The organism is Ralstonia sp. Ralssp135 (assembly GCF_047304345.1).
In the GTDB taxonomy this organism is placed as follows: domain Bacteria; phylum Pseudomonadota; class Gammaproteobacteria; order Burkholderiales; family Burkholderiaceae; genus Ralstonia; species Ralstonia chuxiongensis.
The window spans coordinates 1-21,802 of record NZ_JBGLYZ010000042.1; the positions used below are offsets into that span (position 1 = coordinate 1).

Sequence of the window (21,802 nt, forward strand, 5' to 3'; positions counted from 1 at the left end):
CAAGGGCGCCATCGTGGGCGGCGCACTGGGCGGCGGCGTGGGCGCGGCTGCTGGTAATGCCATGGGCGGCCGTACGGGCGGCATCGTGGGCGCGGGCCTGGGTGGCGGCGCGGGTGCAGCCCTGGGTGGCAACGTACAGCGCAATTCGTATTCCGACCGCGACGACCGCGGCCGCGGCTACCGTCGCCACGGCAAGCACCATCACCACCATTGATCTGATGCGCCGTTGCGCTCGCCACTGAGCGCAACGGCCGCCTTCTTGCTTTCCTTCCGGCGACGACGCTGTCCGCGTGCGTCGCCCGCTGCGTCGGCCAAAACAGTCGCCGCGGCTCGCTGTTGCCCCATGCGCCGCCTACCATACCGAGACGGCCGCGATTGGCCCGCACACGAAGGAGAGCGCCATGACGCAACGCTTCGACGCTATCATCATCGGCACCGGTCAGGCCGGGCCGCCGCTGGCTGCGCGCTTATCCGGCGCGGGCATGAAGGTGGCCATCATCGAGCGCGGCCGATTTGGCGGCACGTGCGTCAACACCGGCTGTATTCCCACGAAAGCGATGGTAGCCAGCGCCTATGCAGCACGCATGGCGCAGCGTGCTGCTGAATACGGCGTGGTGATCAACGGCGGCGTCACCGTCGACATGCAGCGCGTGAAGGCCCGCAAGGATGAAATTTCCGGCCGCTCCAGCCATGGCGTGGAGCAATGGGTGCGCGGCCTGGAGCACGGCACCGTCTTTCAGGGCCACGCGCGCTTCGAGAGCGCGCGCACCGTGCGCGTTGGCGACGAACTGCTAGAAGCTGAACACATTTTCATCAACGTCGGCGGCCGGGCGTTGGTGCCGCCCATGCCTGGGCTCGATCAGGTGCCGTTTCTCACCAACTCCACCATGATGGACGTGGATTTTCTGCCCGAGCACCTTGTCGTGATTGGGGGAAGTTACGTCGGGCTGGAGTTCGGCCAGATGTTTCGTCGCTTCGGATCGCGCGTGACGATTGTCGAGAAAGGGCCGCGCCTGATCGCCCGCGAAGATGAAGACGTATCGCAGGCGGTGCGCGAGATTCTCGAGGGCGAGGGCATCGACGTGCAGGTCAACGCCGATTGCCTGAGCGTGCGGCGCGATGGCGCCAACGTGGTGGTTGGCCTGGACTGCAGCAGCGGCGCGCGCGAGGTGTCGGGCTCGCATCTGCTGATGGCGGTGGGGCGGGTGCCCAATACCGATGATCTCGGCCTCGACAAGGCCGGCGTGGAAATCGACAAGCGCGGCACTATCCGCGTTGACGAGCAGTTGCGCACCAACGTGCCCGGCATCTGGGCCATGGGCGATTGCAACGGTCGTGGCGCGTTCACGCACACGGCTTACAACGATTACGAGATCGTGGCAGCGAATCTACTCGACCGCGATCCGCGCACGGTGTCGGACCGCATCCAGGCGTATGCCATGTATATCGATCCGCCGCTTGCGCGCGTCGGCATGTCGCTCTCGGAAGCCAGGCAATCGGGGCGCAGGCTGCTGGTCGGCAACCGCCCGATGACGCGCGTCGGCCGCGCGGTGGAGAAAGGCGAGAGCCAGGGCTTCATGCGCGTGGTGGTCGATGCGCAAACGCACGAGATTCTGGGTGCGTCGATCCTGGGTGTGGGCGGCGACGAGGCGGTGCATTCGATCCTCGACGTGATGTATGCCAAGGCGCCTTACATGACCATCAGCCGCGCCATGCACATTCACCCGACGGTGTCGGAGCTGATTCCGACGTTGCTGCAAAGCATGGAGCCGGTGCAGTAACGCCGGGCATGGCGCCAAAAAAAACGAGGGCGCCAATCGGCGCCCCAAACATCAACCCGCTACCGTGCGTGCCGCTCAGGGCACGATCGATAGAAACAGATACGACGCAAAGATGGCCAGATGCACGACCCCTTGCAGGATGGTTGTGCGGCCCTTGCCGAGCGTGAGCGACGACACGATCAGCGTCAGGAACAGCAGGACCATTTCCTTCGGGCCCAGACCCAGTTCGAGCGGGCGGTCGATCCAGATGAACACGGCCGCCACCGTCGGGATGGTCAGGCCGATACTCGCCAGCGCCGAGCCCAGCGCGAGGTTCAGGCTTGTCTGGATGCGGTCTGCATTGGCGGCGCGCAGGGCGGCCAGGCATTCCGGCAACAGCACCAGCGCGGCGATGACGATGCCGACCGTCGCGGGGGGCGCGCCTGCATTCAGGATGGCGGCTTCCACCGAAGGCGACAGCACCTTGGCCAGACCCACGACGGCCACCAGCGACACCATCAGCAAGACCCCGCTGAGCGCCGCCACGCGGGCGGGCGGCGGCGGGGCGTGTACGTCTTCGTTGGCGCTGTCGACGAGGAAGTAGTCGCGGTGGCGGATGGTCTGCACGATGACGAAGCAGCCGTACAGCACCAGCGATGTCACCCCGGCAAAAGCCAGCTGCGACGAGGTCATGACAGGCCCCGGCGTGGAACTCGTGTAGTTGGGCAGCACCATGGTCAGCGTGACGAGCGCGGCCAGCACGGCCAGCGCGGCGGTGGCGCCCGGCGCCTGGAAGGCTTGCTCACGATGACGCAGGCCGCCTACGAAGAGGCAAGCGCCCACGATGCCGTTGCAGATGAGCATGACCGCGGCAAACACGGTGTCGCGGGCCAATCCCGCTTTCTCTGGACCGGAAGAGAGCATCACCGAGACGATCAGCGCGACTTCGATCACCGTCACGGCAATTGCCAGGACGAGCGTGCCGAAGGGCTCGCCCACCTTGTGCGCGACGACTTCTGCATGGTGGACGGCGGCAAAGACGGCGCCGGCCAGCGCAAGCGCCATCAGCGCGATCAGCCAGCCTGGGGGCGTCATGAACGCGCCACCAACCAACACCACCCACGCCAGCAGCGGGGCAGCGATTGTCCACGGGGGCAGCTTGTTGGAAGAGAGGGCCACGGAGTTCTCCTTGTTGTTGCCTCAACGCCGGCGGGCGGCGAAGGGTAGGGATGCGATGTGGCCCGAATATAAAGCATGTGCGGAGCATCAGCCCGCACATGCGGCGCGCGTCACGCCAATGCCGTTACGGGGCAACCGCTACGGCAGATACTTCCTGGCTCCAGTAGGTTGGCAGCGCGCCGTACGGATTCGGCAGCGTCTTGTTTGTGATGAACACGGCGGCAGCGCCCTTGCTCGATGCGTTGCGAACGAAGGTTTGCATCTGCGTGGCCGACGCGGCGTAGACGATGTGCGCAAACCGCGCAGTCGGATAGTTGGCCTGCCACGCCAGGGGCGCATAGTTGGCGTAGTGCTTGGCGTTGTCTTCAAATACGACGAGCTGGTCGGCCACCGGCAGGCTGGCATAGATCTCCGGCACATTGGTGCCCGGGTTGCCCGTGACCGTGTAGTTGGGCGACAGCCCCTTGATGTAGTTGTAGACCGATTGGTAGAACTGGATGTGCGCGGTTGTGCTGTCGGCGGTCATCTCGTCGATGAAGAAGCCGTCGACCTGATACAGCGCCTGGTAGGTGTTGATGTCTTGCACCACCGCCGACAACGACCGGTTTGTGTACGAGCTGGACACGTACCCGATCACCTTGCCGCCAGCGGCATGCACCTTGGCGACGGCGGCAACGTAATTGGCATCCTGCGTCGTGCCAGGGCCGCTGTTCGGGTTGAGGATGACCGTGGTCGGCACCGACGCTGCCGCTGTGGCCAGCGAACTCCACTGCGTGGCACCCGTGCCCGACGGATAGATGTAGGACGGCACAAGCAGCCCTTCAGCGCTGGCATGCGGTGCACCCATCAGCGCGCCCGACACCAAGGCGAAAGCCGCACATGCAGCGCGCGCCAACCTGCGTTTTGCGTTGCCCAGTTGCGATGCCACGGCCAGCGTGGCGGATGCGGGCGAACGCCCCCCCGTTTGTATCGTTTTCATTATGTGCCCCCGACCGCGCGGTTCGTTGCGTGTGTCATCAGGCCCGCCCCGTTTGCGGGTTGGCGGGCAACTGGCTGACTTCGTCTAGAGAAGTCCCTGTAGCTTTGCGTCGCCGGATCACTCCGGTTTTGCCCAGACCTCTGGGTGTGAACCCATTGGGGAAAGACTCTACCGGGGCCGCGCCAGCCCGGCAAACTGAGATTGCGCAAACGGCGCGGCTGCCGCATGAAGCGTTGTCGGGACCCCACGCTGCGCACTGCCATGGCAATCAACCATCGACGCCAATGAAGCACGGACGTCTGGCCGCCATTCCTCCCATGCCGCGTTTCCCCTGACTTGCGCCAGAACCTCTGGTGCATTCCGCCGCCGTAGAGCCCGCCCGTATCGTCAGTCCACGCAGCGCTACCGGTTGCCGCTGTGTTTCTTGTTCACGTATCTGACTGAGGAGAATCTGCAATGAACATCCGCTCGAATGTGCTTGTCATCCGTATCGTGCTGTTGGCGGTGGTGTCCCTGATCGCGTCGCTGGCGGCCACGGCCGCGTTGGCTGCGCCGCCCGCGACCGTCGCAACATGCGACGGCATCAAGGATGCGTACCCAATTCTCGGCACGCAGTGCGCCAATCAGTACGCCAAGATCAACCACGCGCCCGCCACAGCCGCTGAGCGGCGCGAGACGTACGCTGCACGGATCGCGGTTTTGGAGATCTTCCGCAAGGCGCTTCTGTGCAATGGCATGTACAACGCATCGAAATCGGCGCAGCAGCGCTTTTCAAGCGGCGAGGCTGGCCACCTCCAGGCCCTGGCGCTCCTGAACGCGGCAATGACGGGTGCCGGCGACCCGAACGTGCCGGCGCTCTACACCGCCGCTGACCTGAATGACGTGTCGATCAACAAGCAGCAGTGCAAGTAAGGGCAGGGCGGGGTGGCGGCAGAGGTGCCGCCGCTGCCTTGCCACCGGGCCGACGCAGGAATCGTTGGCGTGGCAGAATCGCGGCCTGCATCTCTGAATGTCTGCGCCCACACAAGGAGACTCCTGATGACCGCATCTGCCGCCGTATTTGCCATTCTCGTTGCGCTGTTGCTGGGCGCCATGATTCCCGGGCCGAGTTTTGTGCTGGTGGCGCGCAATGCCATCGGGTTGTCGCGCCGCGACGGCCTGGCCACTGCACTTGGCATGGGCGCGGGCGCCTTGTTCTTCGGTGGCCTGGCGCTGGCGGGGCTTTACACGTTGCTGCAAGCCGTCGAGTGGCTCTACATCGGCCTCAAGATTGCCGGTGGCGCATATTTGACCTACATGGCGTGGAAGATCTGGCGCGGCGCCAAGCTGCCCATGGTGATGGACGATCGGCTGACGCAGCAAGCCGGCAGCGCGCGCAAGTCGTTCTGGACAGGCATCACCACGCAGATGAGCAATCCCAAGACGGCCATCTGGTACGGCAGTATCTTTGCCGCGCTGCTGCCGCAGCATCCGCCGGTGTGGTGCTACTTCGTGCTGCCGCCGCTGGTGTTCCTGGTCGAGTTCGGGTGGTACACCATCGTCGCGCTGTGTTTTTCGAGCCGGGTGCCGCGTGAGATGTACCTGCGTGCCAAGACCTGGGTCGATCGCGTGGCGGCCGTGGCGATCGGTGCGCTGGGGCTGCGTTTGATCTTCACTGCGCCCAAGGTCGGGCTGTAGTTTTTTCCGTGATGGCGTTGGGGGCGGCCGGCTAGACCGCTCCCGCAATCACGTCTCGTAGCCACTGGTGCCCTGGGTCTCGATGCATGCGCTCATGCCACAACATCGACATCTCGTATCCGGGCACGTCCACTGGCGGTTCAACCACCTGTAGCGCACTGGCCCCGCGCACCAGCCGCTCGGGCAGCATGGCGACCATGTCAGTGCTGGCGACCGCCGTCATCACAAAAAGGAAGTGCGGGACCGACAGCACCACGCGCCGGGTGGCACCGGCTGCCTTCAGGGCTTCGTCTGTCACGCCGAAGAAGCCACCGCCGTCGGGCGACACGATCACGTGATCCAGCATGCAGAACTGCGCCAGCGTCGGCTTGCGCTTCAGGCGCGGATGCCCAGCGCGGCCGATTAGCACATAGCGTTCAGTGAATAGCGCACGACGGCGCAGGCCGGGTGGTGCGCCGTCTGTGGTGTGGAACGCGAGATCGATCTCCCCTTGCTCGGCTTGCTTTTCGATACGCGTGGGCACCAGTTCCAGCATAGCGAGCCGTGTGCCCGGCGCGCTTGTGCGCAGGGTGTTCAGCGCCGGCAGCGCGATGGTGGATTCGCCGTAATCCGTGGCGGCCACGCGCCAGGTGTTGGTGGCTTGGGCCGGGTCGAACGGGCTGGCGGGCGCGACGGCCTGCTCCAGCGCTTCCAGCGCCAGCCGCAGCGGTTCGCGCAAGCTTTCAGCGCGGGCGGTTGGGCGCATGCCGCGCGGGCCCGGCAGCAGCAGCGGATCACCAAAGATGTCGCGCAACTTGGCCAGATGCACGCTCACAGAAGGCTGCGAGAAGTTCAGCCGCTCTGCCGCACGTGTGACGTTGTGCTCGGTCAGCAGCACATCGAGCGTCACCAGCAGGTTCAGGTCCAACCGCCTGAGATTATTCATGGCTATGCCTGGAATATTGATAATTCATTTCCAATATACCTGGACGCGCCGCATTCTTGAGCCATTCCTTATTTGGAGTTGCCACCATGAATGTCCTGATCGTCTACGCCCATCCCGAACCCAAGTCGCTCAACGGCGCCCTCAAGGACTTTGCCGTCCAGCGTCTGGAAGGCGCCGGTCACGCCGTGCAGGTATCGGACTTGTACGCCATGCAATGGAAGGCCGCGCTGGATGCGAGCGACAGCACTGTCGGGCCGATCGGTCCGCATTTCCACCCGTCGTTGGATTCCAAGCACGCGTTCGAGAATGGCCTGCAAGCCGCCGACATTGCTGCCGAGCAAGCCAAGCTGCAATGGGCCGACGCCGTGATCCTGCAGTTCCCGTTGTGGTGGTTTTCGATGCCGGCCATCCTCAAGGGCTGGGTCGAGCGTGTCTATGCATATGGCTTTGCCTATGGCGTTGGCGAGCACTCCGACACCCACTGGGGTGACCGCTACGGCGAAGGTAAGCTCGCCGGCAAACGGGCCATGCTGATCGTCACCACGGGCGGCTGGGAGTCGCACTACAGCCCGCGCGGCATCAACGGCCCGATCGACGACATCTTGTTCCCGATCCAGCACGGCATCCTGTACTACCCCGGTTTTGATGTGGTGCCGCCATTCGTGAGCTACCGCACCGGCCGCATGGACGAGGCACGCTTTGCGCGGACCACCCAGGCGCTGGGCGAGCGGCTCGACACCTTGTTCACCACAGCGCCGATCCCGTTCCGCCAGCAAAATGCCGGTGAATACGAGATCCCGGCGCTCACGCTGCGGGCCGAGATCGCTCCCGAAAAGTCAGGCTTCGCGGCGCATCTCGCCTAGACCTTGTCCGGGCGGTAAGCGCTAGAATTTCACATTCATCTCCGGCGGCGCGCTGTAGCAGATATAGCGCGCCGCCGTGTTTCTTTCTGCTTCCTTCTTCTTGTCGGCATGACGTCTCACGCGGTTCTTACGGGCCTGATCAATTTGCTGCTCGGTATGGGTCTCGGCGTGGCAGGCGGTTTGCTCGGCATCGGCGGCGGGCTGATCGCCATTCCTGTGCTCGGTTATCTGTACGGGATGGACCAGCACCTCGCGCAGGGCACTGCGCTGGTGATGATTGCGCCCAATGTGTTGATCGGCTTCTGGCGGTATCACCAGCGGCATCCGGTGCATCTGCGCTCCGTCGCGCTGATCTGCGTGTTCTCGATGGCGGCGACCTACGTTGCTGCGCGCTTTGCGGCGGGGCTGGACGCTCACCTGCTGCATACGGCGTTTGCGGTATTCCTGATCATGCTGGCGGTGTACTTTGCCTCGCAGCTCAAAGAGAAGCCGAGTGCCGCCGATGCCGCGCACGCTGCCCCACATGCCATGCCGGCCGCCGCGCTGCCATTGATGGGCATCGCCAGCGGCGCGATGTCGGGCATCTTCACGGTGGGCGGTGGGCTGGTGGTGGTGCCGGCGCTGGTAACGTTCTTCGGCATGCCGCAGGCACGCGCCCAGGGCATGGCGCTCGCACTGGTGGTGCCGGGCTCGCTGGTCGCACTTGCCACGTATGCGCATGCCGGCCATGTGGATTGGGGAACGGGCATTCCGCTGGCGGCCGGCGGTATTGTCAGCGTGTCGTGGGGTGTGGCCTTGGCGTATCGATTTTCAGCGCGACGTTTGCGGCTGGCGTTCTGCGCAGTGCTGCTGGGTACGGCGCTGATGATGTTGCTGGTCAAGCCAGCCTGATCGACGTGATTTTTCAAAACAGAGGAGAGCATCGTGTCGGAACAAGACAAGCAGGCTGGGCGCGCACGCCGCGCGCAGGTGATGGGCGACGCATTTGTTGAACGTGCGATGAGCGGATTGGATGCGTTCTCGGCACCGCTGCAGGATTGGCTCAACGAGCATGCCTGGGGCAGCACGTGGCAGCGTGACGGCATCGACCTGAAGACGCGCAGCCTGTGCACGTGCGCGATGCTCGCCGCGCTGGGCCGCAGCACTGAACTGAAGGGCCATGTGCGCGGCGCCATCAACAACGGCGCAACGGCAGTGGAGATCCGCGAAGTGCTGCTGCATAGCGCCATCTATGCCGGTGCGCCGGCGGCTATCGAGGCGTTTCGTTCGGCGCGTGAGGTGCTCAATGAACTTGGCATCCAGATCGAAGAGGCACGGTAGTCGGGGCTGGGTCTTCGGCTTGTGCTTCGGCTTGTGTTAACGGGCTTAACACAAGTTGCACGGCCTGAGCGGCTTCCCTATTCTCGCGGGGGCATGCAGGTGGCGTAGTCGCACGGCGCTGGCCAACCCATCCCTCGGAACTCCTCATGTCTCAAGACCTCAAGACCCGCCTGGGCGGTGTGCTGGTGCTCATCACTGGCGCGGTGATCGGCTGGTTCTTCATCCTCGGGCCGTTGCACCAGGCGCAGGCGGGTGCGCCTACGGTGGGCTACTCGCTCAAGGCGATGGTGCTGGTGCCGGCTTGCTTGGTTTTTGGACTGGCGTTTCTGGTGGGCGGCGACAAGCTGGCCTACCGTGATGCCGAACGCAAGCGCCTCACGCCGCTTGGCTGGGTGCTCGTGGCCATTTTTGCGGCGGCCGCGGCGCTTTGCTACGGGTGGTTCAAGCAGCAGTTTGCTGCGCTTGGCTATGGCGGCTGATACCTGATCGACATGAGCGCCTCCGACGACGATCTGACACGCTTTGCCGCCCACGGTGCTGGACCGCTGCCGGCCGCCGTTGCGCAAGGCCATGTCGAGCACGACGGCGCCCGCATCTGGTATGCGAGCTTCGGCGTCGGCAGGCCTGTGATCCTGCTGCATGGCGGGCTCGGCCATAGCGGCAATTGGGGCTATCAGGTTCCGGCACTCATGAGAGCGGGCTACAGGCCCATCGTCATTGATAGCCGTGGGCACGGCCGCAGCACCCGCGACGCACAGCCTTACGCCTACACGCGCATGGCATCCGACGTGCGGGCTGTCATGGATGCGCTGCGTATCGACCGCGCCGCCTTCATTGGTTGGAGCGACGGTGCTTGCGTTGCGCTCACCCTAGCCATGCAGACGCCGGAACGCGCGGCGGGTGTGTTCTTCTTTGGTTGCAACATGGACCCAAGCGGCGCCAAGCCCTTTGAGCCCACGCCCGTCATCGACCGCTGTTTTGCGCGCCACCGAAAGGATTACACCGCGCTGTCATCCACACCCGACGACTTTGATGCATTCGTCGCGGCCGTCACCGAAATGATGCAGACGCAGCCGAACGCAACAGCCGAAGAGCTTGCCGCCACCCGGGTGCCGGTGACCATCGTGCAGAGCGAGCACGACGAATTCATCCGGCCCGAGCACGCGCACTATCTGGCGCGGACCATTCCTGATGCGCAGTTTGTGTTGCTGCCCGGTGTGAGCCATTTCGCGCCATTGCAGCGACCGGCATTGTTCAACGACGCCGTGCTGGCGTTTCTGCACGGGCTTCCTCAGCCCTAGGTCGCGTGGAGGTCGAGCGCGTTTGCGTAACACCGGCACGGCGCGTTATCCACAGAAACAGTGGGTAAGCCTGTGGATAACGATGCCCGATCGCGATACCACGCGGTTCGCAGTCCTTTGCTGACCGCGTAGGCAGGCAGCTCAGTTGCTCGAAACTGGCGTGCTGTAGGTTGCCTTGATTGCCTTGTGCCGTGCTTCCATTTCCTGACGCAGCGTGCGGCGCTGCTGCGCGGCTTCGAAGCGTTCTTTTTCTTCGGTGTTGGCGGGCGCCAGCGGCGGCACGTCGGCCGGTCTGCCTTCATCATCCACGGCCACCATTGTGAAATAGCAGCTGTTGGTATGGCGCACGACCTGGTTGCGGATGTTCTCGGTCACAACCTTGATACCGATTTCCATCGACGTGCGGCCGGTGTAGTTGACCGACGCGAGGAACGTTACCAGCTCGCCCACGTGAATTGGCTGGCGAAACACCACCTGGTCCACCGACAGCGTCACGACATAGCGGCCGGCGTAGCGGCTCGCGCACGCATACGCAACCTGATCGAGAAACTTGAGGATGTGGCCGCCGTGTACGTTGCCGGAAAAATTGGCCATGTCGGGCGTCATCAGCACGGTCATGCTGAGCTGGTGGGATTGCGTATTCATGGGGGCGTTGATGCTGGAATGATGGGAAAGCAGTGCGCGCAGAAATGGGTACGCAGCAGGCCGTCATTGTGCCGCGCTCGACTCATCTTGTGCTGCGTTGCGCGAAATTTGATGGCATCGCGCTACACTACCGGTTTTCGCGGCAAACGATTTTCAGCCCGTCTTGTCTTCCATGCACCGATTGCTGACCCGCCTCCTGCTCTGGCTGGTTGTCCTGGCACTGCCCCTGCAAGGGTTTGCCGCGACGGCCATGATGGCGCGCGGCGGTGCAATGGACGATGCGATGGTTGCCATGGCAATGCCGGATGACGGCGCCGTCATGTCCGACGCGTGCCATGAGCACGAAGACGCCATGGCTGCCGACAGCGCGCCGAAAGCGCCGGCGCAGTCGCACTGCAAGACCTGCCCGATCTGCGCGGCCTGTTCGCTCGGTTCGGTCGTTCCCCTGGCCGCCAGCCTTGGCGTGCCGCTGATCAAGCTGCCGGCCGCTGCGCCGCGCGGCCTTGCTGTTTCCTTCCGCAGCTTCATTCCCGAAGCGCTGCAACGTCCACCCTCGATTCGCGTTTGACGCCACCAGTCCGTCCATAGAACGGGCTGGCCTCTGGTTCTGCGGCTCCGTGCACCACACGCGGCCGTACGTCATCACGCTTGATCGAGGTTTCTCATGCTTTCCACACGATGGTTCTTGGCCGCCGCACTGCTGACGCTGGCGCCGCCATGGGCTTTGGCGCAGGGCGCAGCGTCTGCGCCAGCGGCATCTCCGCCTGATCCACTGAATGCGGACGCGGCTGTGCCGGCTGTAGCCGCGCCGCGCACATTCGACAGCTACCACGCGTATCGCGATACCGGCCCCGCACCCTGGCGCGAGACCAACGCTGCCGTGAGCCCCAAGTCAGACGCTTCTGCGGAAGGCGGCCACGCGGGGCACGCCATGCCAGCGAGCGCACCAGCCGCCACCTCCAACAAGCCTGCCGGCGGGTCCATGCCCGGCATGCACCACCACTAGGAGGCGCCGTGCTCAAACCATCCACACGCAGCCTCGCCCTGTGCGCGCTGGCCGCCACGCTGCTGCTGGGCGGCTGCGCCACCATCACGCAAGACAGCGGCTTCAAGACCGTTGCCGATGTGGCGCGCGATAGGCTCGGCAAGGACGCCACGTGGCAGCGTTCACCAGAAGCACGCGACAGCGCCGCGCAGCGCACGCGCGAGCTGCTCGCCCAGCCGCTGACGATGGACAGCGCCGTGCAGATCGCGCTGCTGAACAATCGTGGCCTGCAGGCTTCATATGCGGAGTTGGGCTTGTCCGAAGCCGCGCTCGTGCAGGCCAGCCGCTTGCCGAATCCCGGCTTCAGTTTCAAACGCACGCGCAGCGGTGATGACCTGTCGATCGAGCGCACGTTCTCGCTGTCGTTCCTGAACCTGCTGACGCTGCCGATGGCCACGCGCATCGAAAGCCGTTACTTCGAGCAGACCAAGCTGCTGGTCGCCAACCAGATGCTGCAGGTGGCAGCCGATACGCGCCGCGCATACGTCAATGCCGTGGCGGCGGAGCAATCCGCGCGCTATGCGGAGCAGGTTCAGCAAGCCGCCGAAGCCGGTGCCGAATTCGCCAAGCGCTTGGCTTCCGCAGGCAACTTCAGCAAGCTTGATCGTGCTCGAGAACAAGCCTTCTATGCGGAAGCCACTGCCAACCTTGCGCGCACGCGTCAGCAGGCGCAGGCGGAGCGCGAGGCGTTGATCCGCATGCTGGGTGTGTGGGGCGCAGATACCGGTTTCAAGTTGCCGGAGCGGCTTCCCGACCTGCCGAAGGATCGCCCCGAGCTGCAACAGATTGAAGCCTACGCGCTGCGCAACCGGCTCGACATCCAGGCGGGCAAGTTGCAGGTCGAGGGCTTGGCGTCGTCGCTGGGGCTCACACAGGCAACGCGCTTCATCAACGTGCTCGACCTCGGCTACGTGCGCAACAGCAAATCCAATGAGCCACGCGAAACCGGCTATGAGATCGGCATCGAGATCCCGCTGTTCGACTGGGGCGGCGCCCGCGTGGCGCGTGCGCAGTCGATCTACATGCAGGCCGCCGATCAGCTTGCCGACACGGCGGTGCGTGCGCGTTCCGAAGTGCGCGAATCGTACGTGCGCTATCAGACGGCATATGACCTCAGCCGCCACTACCGCGACGAGGTGGTGCCGCTGCGCAAGACCATCTCCGACGAGATGCTGCTGCGCTACAACGGCATGCTCGTGAGCGTGTTCGAGCTGCTGGCCGATGCGCGCGAGCAGGTGAATGCGGTCAATGGCTATATCGACGCGCTGCGCGGCTACTGGATTGCGCAGACCGATCTGCAGATGGCGCTGGGCGGCAAGTTGCCGCCGGCCGAAGCAAACGCGACAGCGCCTGCGCCCAACTCTCCTGAAGGACATTGAACATGGTTTCCCGACGTCAATTTCTCGGCGGCACGGGCGCGGCCATGCTGGGCGCGGCGATGGTCTCGCGTGCCGGCGCTGCCTCGCTGCCTGAAGCGCCGCTGCAATCGAAGCCGGCCACTCAGCCGCCGCTCGCGCCGCCCAACGGCCGGCCCTACAACCCCGTCGTCACGCTCAACGGCTGGACGCTGCCGTGGCGCATGCGCGGCGGCTGGAAGGAGTTCCACCTCGTGGCCGAACCGGTCGAGCGCGAATTCGCGCCCGGCATGACGGGCCATCTGTGGGGCTACAACGGCCAGAGCCCTGGCCCGACGATCGAATGCGTGGAAGGCGATCGCGTGCGCATCTTCGTCACCAACAAGCTGCCCGAGCACACCACGGTGCACTGGCACGGCATGATCCTGCCCGCCGGCATGGACGGTGTGGGCGGCCTCTCGCAGCCGCACATCCCGCCAGGCAAGACCTTCGTCTACGAGTTCGAGATGAAGAAGTCCGGCACCTTCATGTACCACCCGCATTCCGACGAGATGGTGCAGATGGCGATGGGCATGATGGGCTTTATCGTCGTGCACCCGAAAGACCCGGCGCAGCATCGTGTGGACCGCGACTTTGTCTTCCTGCTCGCCGCGTACGACATCGACCCCGGGTCATACACGCCGCGCGTGGCCCAGATGACCGACTTCAACATGTGGACGTGGAACAGCCGGGTCTTCCCCGGCATCGACCCCTTGCCCGTACGCCTTGGCGATCGCGTGCGCATCCGCATGGGCAACCTCACGATGACGAACCACCCGATGCACCTGCATGGCCACACCTTCGAAGTGGCCGGCACCGACGGCGGCTGGGTGCAGCCCAGCGCGCGCTGGCCGGAGGTGACGACGGACATTGCCGTGGGCCAGATGCGTGCCATCGAGTTCATCGCCGACAACCCTGGCGATTGGGCCTTTCATTGCCACAAGTCGCACCACACGATGAACGCCATGGGGCACAACGTGCCGACCATGATCGGCGTACAGCAGAAGGATCTCGCCAAGAAGATGAACGCGCTGGTGCCCGACTACATGGGCATGGGCCAGGCCGGCATGGCCGACATGGGCGAGATGGAAATGCCGCTGCCCGACAACACGTTGCCGATGATGACGGGGCAGGGCCCATTCGGTGCCATTGAAATGGGCGGCATGTTCACGGTGATGAAGGTGCGTCGCGATCTGCCGCGCAACAGCTATGCAGACCCCGGCTGGTACAAGCACCCCAAGGGCACCGTCGCCTACGAATACACCGGCAACGGCATCGACGACTGAGCGATGCCTGAATCCATATCCAATACGAGCCCCAACATGCAACGCAATCCGATCCGCTCCACTTTCCTGGCCGCGCTGATGTCGATGGCCGCCATCGCTCACGCATCCGGCAATCACGCCGGCGGGCATGACCATGGCGATGCAGCCATCGGCGAACCCGGCGACGCTGCCCACATCACCCGCACCGTGCGCGTCGACATGGCCGACACCATGCGCTTCACGCCCGCGCAGATCACAGTGCAGCGCGGCGAGACCATCCGCTTCGAGGTCGTCAACAGCGGCCAGGTGCGGCACGAGATGACGCTGGGCACGCCGGCCGACCTCGCGGCCCACGCCGAGCAGATGCGCAGGCACCCCGAGATGGAGCACGCCGACGGCAACGCCGTCACCGTTGACCCAGGCCAGCGCGGTGAGATCGTCTGGCACTTCACGCGCACCGGCTCCGTCGATTTTGCTTGTCTGCAACCCGGACATTTCGAAGCCGGCATGCACGGCGCCGTGCAGGTGCGCGGCAACAAATCCTGATCCCCAACCCCGTCTTTGAACAAGGAGCCCAACATGTTTCGTTACGCCCTGATGCTGACCGTGCTGCTGGCCGGTGCACCGTTTGTTCACGCGGCTGAAGATGCCGCTTCCGCCCCTGCGGCTACCGCTGCCGCCCCGATGTCAGAAGGTGAGATCAAGAAGATCGACACCGCTGCGGGCAAGCTGACCATCAAGCACGGCCCGCTTGAGAACCTCGGTATGGAACCCATGACGATGGTGTTTCGAGTCCAGGATCCGGCCATGCTCACCAAAGTGCACGTTGGCAGCAAAGTGCGCTTTGTCGCCGAGAAGGTGAACGGCGCATTGACCGTGACGGCGTTGGACGTGCAGTAACGCGAGGGCCGGGCGCTTCTGTCTGCCCGCGCCGTGAATGCAGTGGACGAGGCTGACATGGTTCGTCGGCCTCGGACGACGGCAAAGTGTTACGTCATGACAACAGCCAAGCTGTGGCAAACGAGACCACGACCGAAGCGGCCGGCGCGACGCCAAGAAACGCAATGAGCGGCAAGATACTTACGGTAAAGTGAGGGCCGCCGCGAATGCGAGGGGCAAACGGGGTCGATGCGCTGTCCTGCGGTGATGGGAGATGCGCGATCGGCCGCCACGTGTGTCAGCGGCGAGCAGAAGTGGATCGTATGCCACTTGAATCTGCGTGTAGGGGGCTGGAACATTTCGCTCGAGAGGCGACACCCCGGGGTTTAAATTTTCGCGGCATCTTTTGGTTCATGCGTCATTTCAAATACCGCTTGAGCAGAGTCTCTGCAAAAAAATTCTGGTATTACTTTTCGAATGCTTCGAGCCATTTTCTGGCGGGCGCAACAAAGAACGGGAGAGCCGAGGTTCTTCTGAAAAGAAAAGGCGGCCACAGTGGCATGCAGGACGTCATCGATCGACTGAGTTATTACAACTCGGTTTCGGAGTCGTTCGACCCGAGCCGCAATGCCGTGGAGTATTCGAATTTCTTGTTGAAATCCTCGACAAGCACCGTCGTCGACAAGGATTGTGAAATAGGGAGCACCTATTTTTATGATCTTGTCGACTTGATGGACTATTTTGGTCCGGGTTACTGCTTTGACTACGACTGCGGCGACGTGACTGCCGAGCCGACCCATCCGGCATTCGTGAAAAGCCGTCCCATCAAGAGCAGCTCCCATAATGGGATTCTCTTGAAATTGGACGCCATCCGGCATTTTTCGCTGGCACGTGACAAGATCGATTTCCACGACAAGAAGCCTATGGCGGTTTTTCGGGGCCCGTGCCATCAGGAACATCGCAAAGCGTTTGTCGAGCGTTGTCACGACTTGGCAAACGTTGACATTGGCGATACTCGAAAATCGGAACTTGGGAAGGCAACCTACAAGTCACCGATGACGATTGCCGAGCAACTGCAATATAAGTTCATCGTGAGCGTCGAGGGGAACGACGTTGCCACGAACCTCAAATGGATCATGTCCTCCAACTCGCTTTGCTTCATGCGGCGGCCTCGATATGAGACATGGTTCATGGAGGGCAGGTTGATTCCGGATGTGCATTATGTTTTGCTGAAGGACGATTATTCGGACCTCCAGGAGAAAATGGAGCATTACCGGAAACACCCGGGCGATGCACTGGCGATCGTGCGCAACGCCAATCGATGGGTGGCGCAATTCATGAACCGAGACCAGGAACGCCTGCTCGGCCTGATGGTGATCGCAAAATACTTCCGGTTGTCGGGCCAACAGGCGTTTTGGTAGAGCTTTAGTGAAGCCCGACCAGGACAACGCGCATTGCGTTTGATCCTGAGCAGGCCAGCCGTGGGGCGGGTCTGCAACGCATACGGCAGCGCGTTACACTCGTTGTCTTTCGCCGTCTCCGTACGCTCTTTCCACCATGTCCGCGTCTGCCCCCACCGCCACCCACGCCCACCCGCTTTCCGACGAGCAACAAGCTTTCTTCAAGGAGCACGGCTACGTCGTGTTGCGCGGCTTCGTCAGCCAGCAGGTGAGCGCCGCGTTGCTTGCGGCCGCGCAGGACGAGCTGGCCCGCGCTGAAGCGCCGGTGGAACTGGAAACCGACGTCGGCTATGCCGGGGCACCGCTCTCGCGCGAAGCCGAGGGGGGGCAGACGGTGCGCCGCCTGCTCGATGCAGATTCACGCGGCACGCCTTATACGGAATGGGCGCGCGACCCGCGCGTGGCCGGCGCGATTGCGCAACTGATTGGCAGTCCCGTGCATCTTTCTCTCGCGCACCACAACTGCGTGATGACCAAGCACCCCGCCTTTGGCACCGCCACGCATTGGCACCGCGACAGCCGCTACTGGTCGTTCGCTCGCAACGAGCTGGTGTCGTCGTGGCTGGCCTTGGTGGAAGAGACGGTCGACAACGGCTGCCTGTGGGTGATTCCCGGCAGCCATACGCTTGACCTGCCCGCCGACCGGTTCGACGCCAAGCTGTTCCTGCGCCAGGAGTTGCCAGAAAACCGCGCGCTGATCGACAGCGCGCGCCCTGTGCCGCTGCTGCCCGGCGACGTGCTCCTCTTCCATTGCAACACCTTCCACGCAGCCCGCGCCAACCAGACGGGCGCCGTCAAGTTCTCGGCGGTGTTTACGTACTACGGTCCCGATAATCATCCGCTGCCTGGCACGCGCTCGTCTGCCCGGCCCGATCCGCTGGTCGGATGAGGTGCGCCCTCCCCCATTTGTAGGTGAGCGGCGGACAGATTTGTGTCACGGGCCTTTGTTAAGGTGGATTCCCAACGATCACGAAACGGGGGAACCACAATGGCGATTCAGGAAGTGACGCACGGCTCGCATGTCATCGTCGTTGACCCGCTGCAACGCGACGATCATCGGTGGACGGCCCGTTTCCAGGTCTGTCGCGCCGGCAACATCGTGTGTGACTGGGAAGACGTTGAGATGCCCGAGGGCTTCATCTCCGCCCAGCTTGCCTTGAGTGCGAGCGTGCTGCTGGCCGAGCACCGCTTGTCGAGCTTGCCGCATTAGCACCACCCGACCAAGCGCCCGCCGACCCCGCGGGCGTTTTAGTCAGTACGTCTGGCGTGATCCCCTCAAGCTGCTGTGATTCGCTCATCGCCCGCAAGCGACCGTTTGCGCCGCGGCGCTCGCACTTCGTCGCATTGCCGCTGACCGCTGCGAAATGTCGGCCTACATTGCCTCCTGACCGCCGGCCTGCCAACGCCTCGCCGGCCACTCAGGAGACGTTCATGACTGCCATGTTTTCTCTGCCGCGCCTTGCGCTGGCCCTGACGTTGACAGCACTTGCCGCAAGTGCCTCAGCCGCCACGCTGACGGTGGTGGTGGAAGGCGCACAAGGGCGCCAAGGCGCGGTGCGTGCGGCGATGTTCCGCGACGCCGCAGGCTGGCTCAAGCCCGATTCGGCCATCCGGGCTGACATCGCTGCGCTCGATAGCGTGTCCGGCGCAAGCGTCACCTTCGTGTATCCGGACTTGCCGGCGGGGCGCTACGCGTTGTCGGTCTTCCATGACGCGAACAACGACGCCAAGCTCGGCACCAACCCAGCCGGCATTCCCATCGAGCCTTACGGTTTTAGCCGCGATGCACGCGGCCGCTTCGGTCCGCCCGCATTTGACGATGCCGCCATCGACGTGCAGGGCGACCAGCGCGTGACGATTCACTTGCATTGATGTTGAGCGAGGCCCCGTCATGCAACGCCGATCCTTCATTGCGGCCTTGGGCGCCGCACCGTTTGGCTTGACCCTGACCGATGTAATGGCCGCCACCCCGGACCCATGGGCTGCGGGGTTTGCAGCGGCGCGCGTGCAGTACCCGTGGCTTGCGGGTTACCAGGGCGTCAGCGCCGACATGCCGACTCGCCCGCTGAAGGTGGAAGGCAGGTTCCCGCCCGCGTTGCACGGCGCGTTCTACCGAAATGGCCCCGCGCGGCATGAGATCGGCGGCGTGCGTTATCACCACCTGTTTGATGGCGACGGCATGATCCAGCGATACGACATCAGCGAGCAGGGCGTGACGCACCGCGGCGTGTTTGTGCGCACCGACAAGTTTGTCGCCGACACCGCCGCCGGCCGGCCGTTGCGCGCGACATTCGGGACCGCCAACCCCGACATGGAGCCGGTCGCTTCGCCCGACAGCATCAATGTCGCCAACACTAGCCTGGTGATGCATGGCGAAGAGATGCTCGCCCTGTGGGAAGGTGGCTCGGCCACGCGCGTCGATCCGGGTTCACTGCGCACACTGGGCGTGCAGACCTGGCGCGACGACTACAAGGGCATGCCGTTTTCCGCCCACCCGAAGGTCGAACCTGACGGCACGCTATGGAATTTTGGCGTGAGCAGCGCGGCCGGTCTGCTGACCGTCTACTGCGTGGGCGCGGACGGTGCGCTCAAGCGTGTGGAAACGCTCAAGGTGCCGGACGTGGCGATGGTGCACGACTTTGCCGTGACGCAGCGCCACCTGGTGTTTCTGCTGCCGCCGTTCGTGTACGACGTGGAACGCTCGCGCGCAGGCATGTCGTTTCTGGATTCCCATGTCTGGCGGCCAGAGCTGGGCATGCGTGTGCTCGTGCTAGACAAGGACGACGTCACACGCATGCGCTGGCTGCAGTTGCCGGCGGGCTTCGTCTTCCATCTGGGCAACGCGTGGTCGTCACCGGATGGGCTGGAGGTCCATCTCGATTACATCCGCTCGGACGATGCCGCGGTCGTCACCACGTCGCTGCGTGAATTGATGCGCGGGCAGATTCGTCCGTCGCCCGGCGCTCGCCTTACGCAAGTGCAGTTGAACCTGCGCACTGGCCGCGCCGAGCAGTTCAGCACCGAGCATGTGGCCGAATTCCCGAAGATCGACACACGCCGCACTGCGCAGCGCCATCACGCGTTGTTCATGGTGGCCCACACGGCGCGGTCGTCCAGCGGCACTCCGCAGTCGCTCAACGGCTTCGACACCGTCATGCGTATGGATACGGATTCGGGGCGGGTGCAACAGTACCGTTTTGGGCACCGCACGCTGGTGGAGGAACACGTGTTCGTGCCGGCCTCGGCCAGCGCTCGTGAAGGCCAGGGCTGGCTGATCGGCACGGTGTTCGATGTGGACGCCGGCTGCACCAGATTGACGGCGTTCGATGCACAGAATGTTTCTGCGGGGCCCGTCGCCATGGCAAGCCTGAGCGGCGTGGCGCCGCTCGGGCTGCATGGGCTGTTTCGCGCGGCTTAACCGTAGTGCGTGTCAGAGCGGGTGCGTCAGCAGGCCGTAGATCGTGCGCACGCCGCTCACGTAGTTGCCCATCCGGAGGTTCTCGTTAGCAGCGTGCTGATTGTTATCGGCATTGACGAGCGGAATGATCGCGAACGGCACCTGCAGCACGCCCACGATTTCTGCGGTGGGCACGGTCCCGCCCATCATGCGGATGCGGACGGGTGCCGGGTTGGCACCAAACGTGTCGGTCAGGGATTTGTAGGCCCATGTGCCTACTGCCGAGTCGATCGGTGAACCCGCCGCATCCGCGCCCTCGCTCTGATACGTGAAGGTGGCCAGCTTGTCGTAACGGCTGCGCTCTTCGTCGGTCGGGACGTTCTTGACGAGGTGGTAGCCCTGGCGCTCGACGTGCTGTTCGATCAGCTTGCCGAGGTAGGCCGCGCTGGAGTCTGGCGTGGTTCGCAGGTCGAGCTCTGCGACGGCCTTGTCGGGCACGATGTTCGCCACCTTGTCGCCCACGGCCGCAGAGGCCATGCCGCGCACGTTCAATGACGGGTACTGCATCGCCTCCTGGTAATTGGCGCCGACCTTGTCGGCATGCGCAATGCCCAGGCGCTTGTTGAGCGCTGCCTGGTCGTCAGGCACGGCCGCCATGATCTTGCGGTCAGCGTCGCTGATCTTCACGTGGTCGTAATAGCCCGGCACCGTCACCCGGCCCTCGTCGTTCTTCATCGATGCCAGCAGGTTGGCCAACTGCTGGGCCGGGTTGCGGGCGTAGTTGCCGTAGTGCCCGCTGTGCAGCGGTACCTTGCCGCCATAGACGGTCAACCGGGCTTCGGCCGCGCCGCGGTTGCCAAAGACCAGGGTTGGCCGGTTGCTCGCGTGCATGGGGCCGTCGTGGATGACGATGGCGTCGCAGCGCAGCAGCTCGCGGTTTGCCTGCATCACCTTGCTGATCGACGGCGAGCCCTTTTCTTCCTCGCTGTCGAGAATGATCTTGATGTTGACGGCAGGCTGAGTGCCGCTGGCCTTCAGTGCGTCAATGGCGGCCAGCATCATCATGATCGGGCCCTTGTCGTCGGCGGATGAACGGCCGAATACACGCCATTCCGGATCGAGCGGGCCGCTGAACAACTGCGCCGAGTCGATCTCTTCCCAGTTGCCCTGAGCGGTCTTGTGCTTGAGAACGGGCGTCCACGGGCTCTTCTGCGCCCACTGCGCGGGAATCACAGGCTGGCCGTCGAGGTGCATGTAGAACAGCACCGTTTTGCGGGCAGCATCCGGGTTCGGCATTTCGGCATAGAGCATCGGCTTGCCGTTGTTGGCCAATTGCTTTGTCGTGAAGCCGCGCTTGCGGAATGCCTGCTCCAGCCAGTCGACATTCTTGCGGACGTCCTCTGGCGCGATGGCGTCGTTGGGCAGGGAGAGCAGTTGAAAGTATTCGCGGTACGTTGCCTGCGCATGGCGTTCGGCGTCTGCCGCAGAGAGTTCGGCGGCACCGGCCAAGCCAGCGGCACCCAGCATGAGAGCCGGCACCAGCGCCCGAAGGCGATGGGATGCGCGGGACGGGGCAGGTTGACGGGCTGCGAGCTGAAGGGGCATCTGGACACTCCGCTGATCGAACAGTTCCGGATGAGTCTGCGCATACCACACCCTTTTGACCATTAGAATTTTCTTGGGATATCTTTGCGTTTTCTGCAAAGCAAAAGG

General features: G+C 63.8%; 24 protein-coding genes, 1 pseudogene and 1 riboswitch. Of the genes and pseudogenes, 20 read left to right on the top strand and 5 right to left on the bottom strand.

From position 1 onward, the window contains the following. Nucleotides 1-214: pseudogene (locus ACCD03_RS21725) on the top strand (hypothetical protein); the annotation flags it as partial. A gap of 187 nt (nucleotides 215-401) precedes the next feature. Next, nucleotides 402-1,781 (top strand): FAD-containing oxidoreductase, encoded by a 1,380-nt coding sequence (locus ACCD03_RS21730; RefSeq protein ID WP_413412863.1) that lies wholly within the window; start codon nucleotides 402-404, stop codon nucleotides 1,779-1,781. Between the two features lie 75 nt (nucleotides 1,782-1,856). Here the strand turns inward: ACCD03_RS21730 and ACCD03_RS21735 are convergent, their stop codons facing one another. Both ACCD03_RS21735 and ACCD03_RS21740 read right to left on the bottom strand, forming a co-directional pair. After that, nucleotides 1,857-2,939, bottom strand: a complete 1,083-nt coding sequence (locus ACCD03_RS21735; RefSeq protein WP_413412864.1) for a calcium:proton antiporter — start codon at nucleotides 2,937-2,939, stop codon at nucleotides 1,857-1,859. Nucleotides 2,940-3,063: 124 nt separating this feature from the next. Beyond that, complete coding sequence (locus ACCD03_RS21740) at nucleotides 3,064-3,918, bottom strand: spherulation-specific family 4 protein (RefSeq protein ID WP_413412865.1); 855 nt, start codon at nucleotides 3,916-3,918, stop codon at nucleotides 3,064-3,066. Between the two features lie 62 nt (nucleotides 3,919-3,980). Next, nucleotides 3,981-4,061, bottom strand: a riboswitch (cyclic di-GMP riboswitch). A gap of 313 nt (nucleotides 4,062-4,374) precedes the next feature. Between ACCD03_RS21740 and ACCD03_RS21745 the strand changes: the two genes are divergently transcribed. Together ACCD03_RS21745 and ACCD03_RS21750 are read left to right on the top strand one after the other, a co-directional pair. Continuing rightward, a complete protein-coding gene (locus ACCD03_RS21745) occupies nucleotides 4,375-4,830 on the top strand; it encodes a hypothetical protein (RefSeq protein WP_092974869.1) in 456 nt (151 codons plus the stop codon). 126 nt (nucleotides 4,831-4,956) lie between these two features. Further along, complete coding sequence (locus ACCD03_RS21750; protein ID WP_024978243.1) at nucleotides 4,957-5,595, top strand: LysE family translocator; 639 nt, start codon at nucleotides 4,957-4,959, stop codon at nucleotides 5,593-5,595. A gap of 31 nt (nucleotides 5,596-5,626) precedes the next feature. Here the strand turns inward: ACCD03_RS21750 and ACCD03_RS21755 are convergent, their stop codons facing one another. Further along, a complete protein-coding gene (locus tag ACCD03_RS21755; protein ID WP_253535423.1) occupies nucleotides 5,627-6,520 on the bottom strand; it encodes a LysR family transcriptional regulator in 894 nt (297 codons plus the stop codon). An 86-nt stretch (nucleotides 6,521-6,606) separates the two neighbouring features. Between ACCD03_RS21755 and ACCD03_RS21760 the strand changes: the two genes are divergently transcribed. The 5 genes from ACCD03_RS21760 to ACCD03_RS21780 all read left to right on the top strand — a co-directional run bounded on the left by ACCD03_RS21760 (nucleotide 6,607) and on the right by ACCD03_RS21780 (nucleotide 10,004). Beyond that, nucleotides 6,607-7,383 (top strand): NAD(P)H-dependent oxidoreductase, encoded by a 777-nt coding sequence (locus tag ACCD03_RS21760; RefSeq protein ID WP_413412866.1) that lies wholly within the window; start codon nucleotides 6,607-6,609, stop codon nucleotides 7,381-7,383. 108 nt (nucleotides 7,384-7,491) lie between these two features. After that, on the top strand, nucleotides 7,492-8,274 hold the full coding sequence (locus ACCD03_RS21765; protein ID WP_413412867.1) for a sulfite exporter TauE/SafE family protein: 783 nt from the start codon (nucleotides 7,492-7,494) through the stop codon (nucleotides 8,272-8,274). Nucleotides 8,275-8,307: 33 nt separating this feature from the next. Beyond that, nucleotides 8,308-8,703, top strand: a complete 396-nt coding sequence (locus ACCD03_RS21770; RefSeq protein ID WP_253535419.1) for a carboxymuconolactone decarboxylase family protein — start codon at nucleotides 8,308-8,310, stop codon at nucleotides 8,701-8,703. A gap of 146 nt (nucleotides 8,704-8,849) precedes the next feature. Further along, entirely contained in the window at nucleotides 8,850-9,182 is a 333-nt protein-coding gene (locus ACCD03_RS21775) for a hypothetical protein (protein ID WP_413412868.1), read from the top strand. Between the two features lie 12 nt (nucleotides 9,183-9,194). Then, nucleotides 9,195-10,004: an alpha/beta fold hydrolase gene (locus tag ACCD03_RS21780; RefSeq protein ID WP_413412869.1), complete on the top strand. Its 810-nt coding sequence runs from the start codon at nucleotides 9,195-9,197 to the stop codon at nucleotides 10,002-10,004. 141 nt (nucleotides 10,005-10,145) lie between these two features. Here ACCD03_RS21780 and ACCD03_RS21785 read toward each other — a convergent pair whose 3' ends face one another. Next, the gene (locus ACCD03_RS21785) at nucleotides 10,146-10,649 is read right to left on the bottom strand and encodes an acyl-CoA thioesterase (protein WP_045205430.1); all 504 of its coding nucleotides are present in this window, start codon (nucleotides 10,647-10,649) and stop codon (nucleotides 10,146-10,148) included. A gap of 172 nt (nucleotides 10,650-10,821) precedes the next feature. On the opposite strand from ACCD03_RS21785, the gene ACCD03_RS21790 reads away from it, so the two are divergent. The 11 genes from ACCD03_RS21790 to ACCD03_RS21840 all read left to right on the top strand — a co-directional run bounded on the left by ACCD03_RS21790 (nucleotide 10,822) and on the right by ACCD03_RS21840 (nucleotide 20,110). Continuing rightward, nucleotides 10,822-11,217, top strand: a complete 396-nt coding sequence (locus tag ACCD03_RS21790) for a hypothetical protein (protein WP_413412887.1) — start codon at nucleotides 10,822-10,824, stop codon at nucleotides 11,215-11,217. A gap of 96 nt (nucleotides 11,218-11,313) precedes the next feature. Then, nucleotides 11,314-11,655, top strand: coding sequence for a hypothetical protein (locus tag ACCD03_RS21795; protein ID WP_413412870.1), 342 nt, complete (start codon nucleotides 11,314-11,316; stop codon nucleotides 11,653-11,655). An 8-nt stretch (nucleotides 11,656-11,663) separates the two neighbouring features. Next, complete coding sequence (locus ACCD03_RS21800; RefSeq protein ID WP_413412871.1) at nucleotides 11,664-13,073, top strand: TolC family protein; 1,410 nt, start codon at nucleotides 11,664-11,666, stop codon at nucleotides 13,071-13,073. Between the two features lie 2 nt (nucleotides 13,074-13,075). Next, nucleotides 13,076-14,374: a multicopper oxidase domain-containing protein gene (locus ACCD03_RS21805; protein WP_413412872.1), complete on the top strand. Its 1,299-nt coding sequence runs from the start codon at nucleotides 13,076-13,078 to the stop codon at nucleotides 14,372-14,374. 36 nt (nucleotides 14,375-14,410) lie between these two features. After that, nucleotides 14,411-14,899 carry a plastocyanin/azurin family copper-binding protein gene (locus ACCD03_RS21810; protein ID WP_413412873.1) on the top strand — a complete coding sequence of 163 codons (489 nt, stop codon included), beginning with the start codon at nucleotides 14,411-14,413 and terminating at the stop codon, nucleotides 14,897-14,899. A 33-nt stretch (nucleotides 14,900-14,932) separates the two neighbouring features. Further along, nucleotides 14,933-15,253 carry a copper-binding protein gene (locus tag ACCD03_RS21815; RefSeq protein WP_045205425.1) on the top strand — a complete coding sequence of 107 codons (321 nt, stop codon included), beginning with the start codon at nucleotides 14,933-14,935 and terminating at the stop codon, nucleotides 15,251-15,253. Between the two features lie 302 nt (nucleotides 15,254-15,555). Beyond that, nucleotides 15,556-16,653, top strand: coding sequence for a glycosyl transferase family 90 (locus tag ACCD03_RS21820; RefSeq protein WP_413412874.1), 1,098 nt, complete (start codon nucleotides 15,556-15,558; stop codon nucleotides 16,651-16,653). 136 nt (nucleotides 16,654-16,789) lie between these two features. Next, entirely contained in the window at nucleotides 16,790-17,581 is a 792-nt protein-coding gene (locus ACCD03_RS21825; RefSeq protein ID WP_413412875.1) for a phytanoyl-CoA dioxygenase family protein, read from the top strand. Between the two features lie 99 nt (nucleotides 17,582-17,680). Beyond that, nucleotides 17,681-17,902, top strand: a complete 222-nt coding sequence (locus tag ACCD03_RS21830) for a hypothetical protein (protein ID WP_413412876.1) — start codon at nucleotides 17,681-17,683, stop codon at nucleotides 17,900-17,902. Nucleotides 17,903-18,123: 221 nt separating this feature from the next. Further along, nucleotides 18,124-18,564: a DUF2141 domain-containing protein gene (locus tag ACCD03_RS21835; protein WP_045205422.1), complete on the top strand. Its 441-nt coding sequence runs from the start codon at nucleotides 18,124-18,126 to the stop codon at nucleotides 18,562-18,564. Nucleotides 18,565-18,583: 19 nt separating this feature from the next. Next, nucleotides 18,584-20,110: a carotenoid oxygenase family protein gene (locus ACCD03_RS21840; protein ID WP_413412877.1), complete on the top strand. Its 1,527-nt coding sequence runs from the start codon at nucleotides 18,584-18,586 to the stop codon at nucleotides 20,108-20,110. Between the two features lie 12 nt (nucleotides 20,111-20,122). On the opposite strand, the gene ACCD03_RS21845 is transcribed toward ACCD03_RS21840, so the two are convergent. Next, nucleotides 20,123-21,757 (bottom strand): M20/M25/M40 family metallo-hydrolase, encoded by a 1,635-nt coding sequence (locus tag ACCD03_RS21845; protein WP_413412878.1) that lies wholly within the window; start codon nucleotides 21,755-21,757, stop codon nucleotides 20,123-20,125. Nucleotides 21,758-21,802 lie beyond the last annotated feature (45 nt).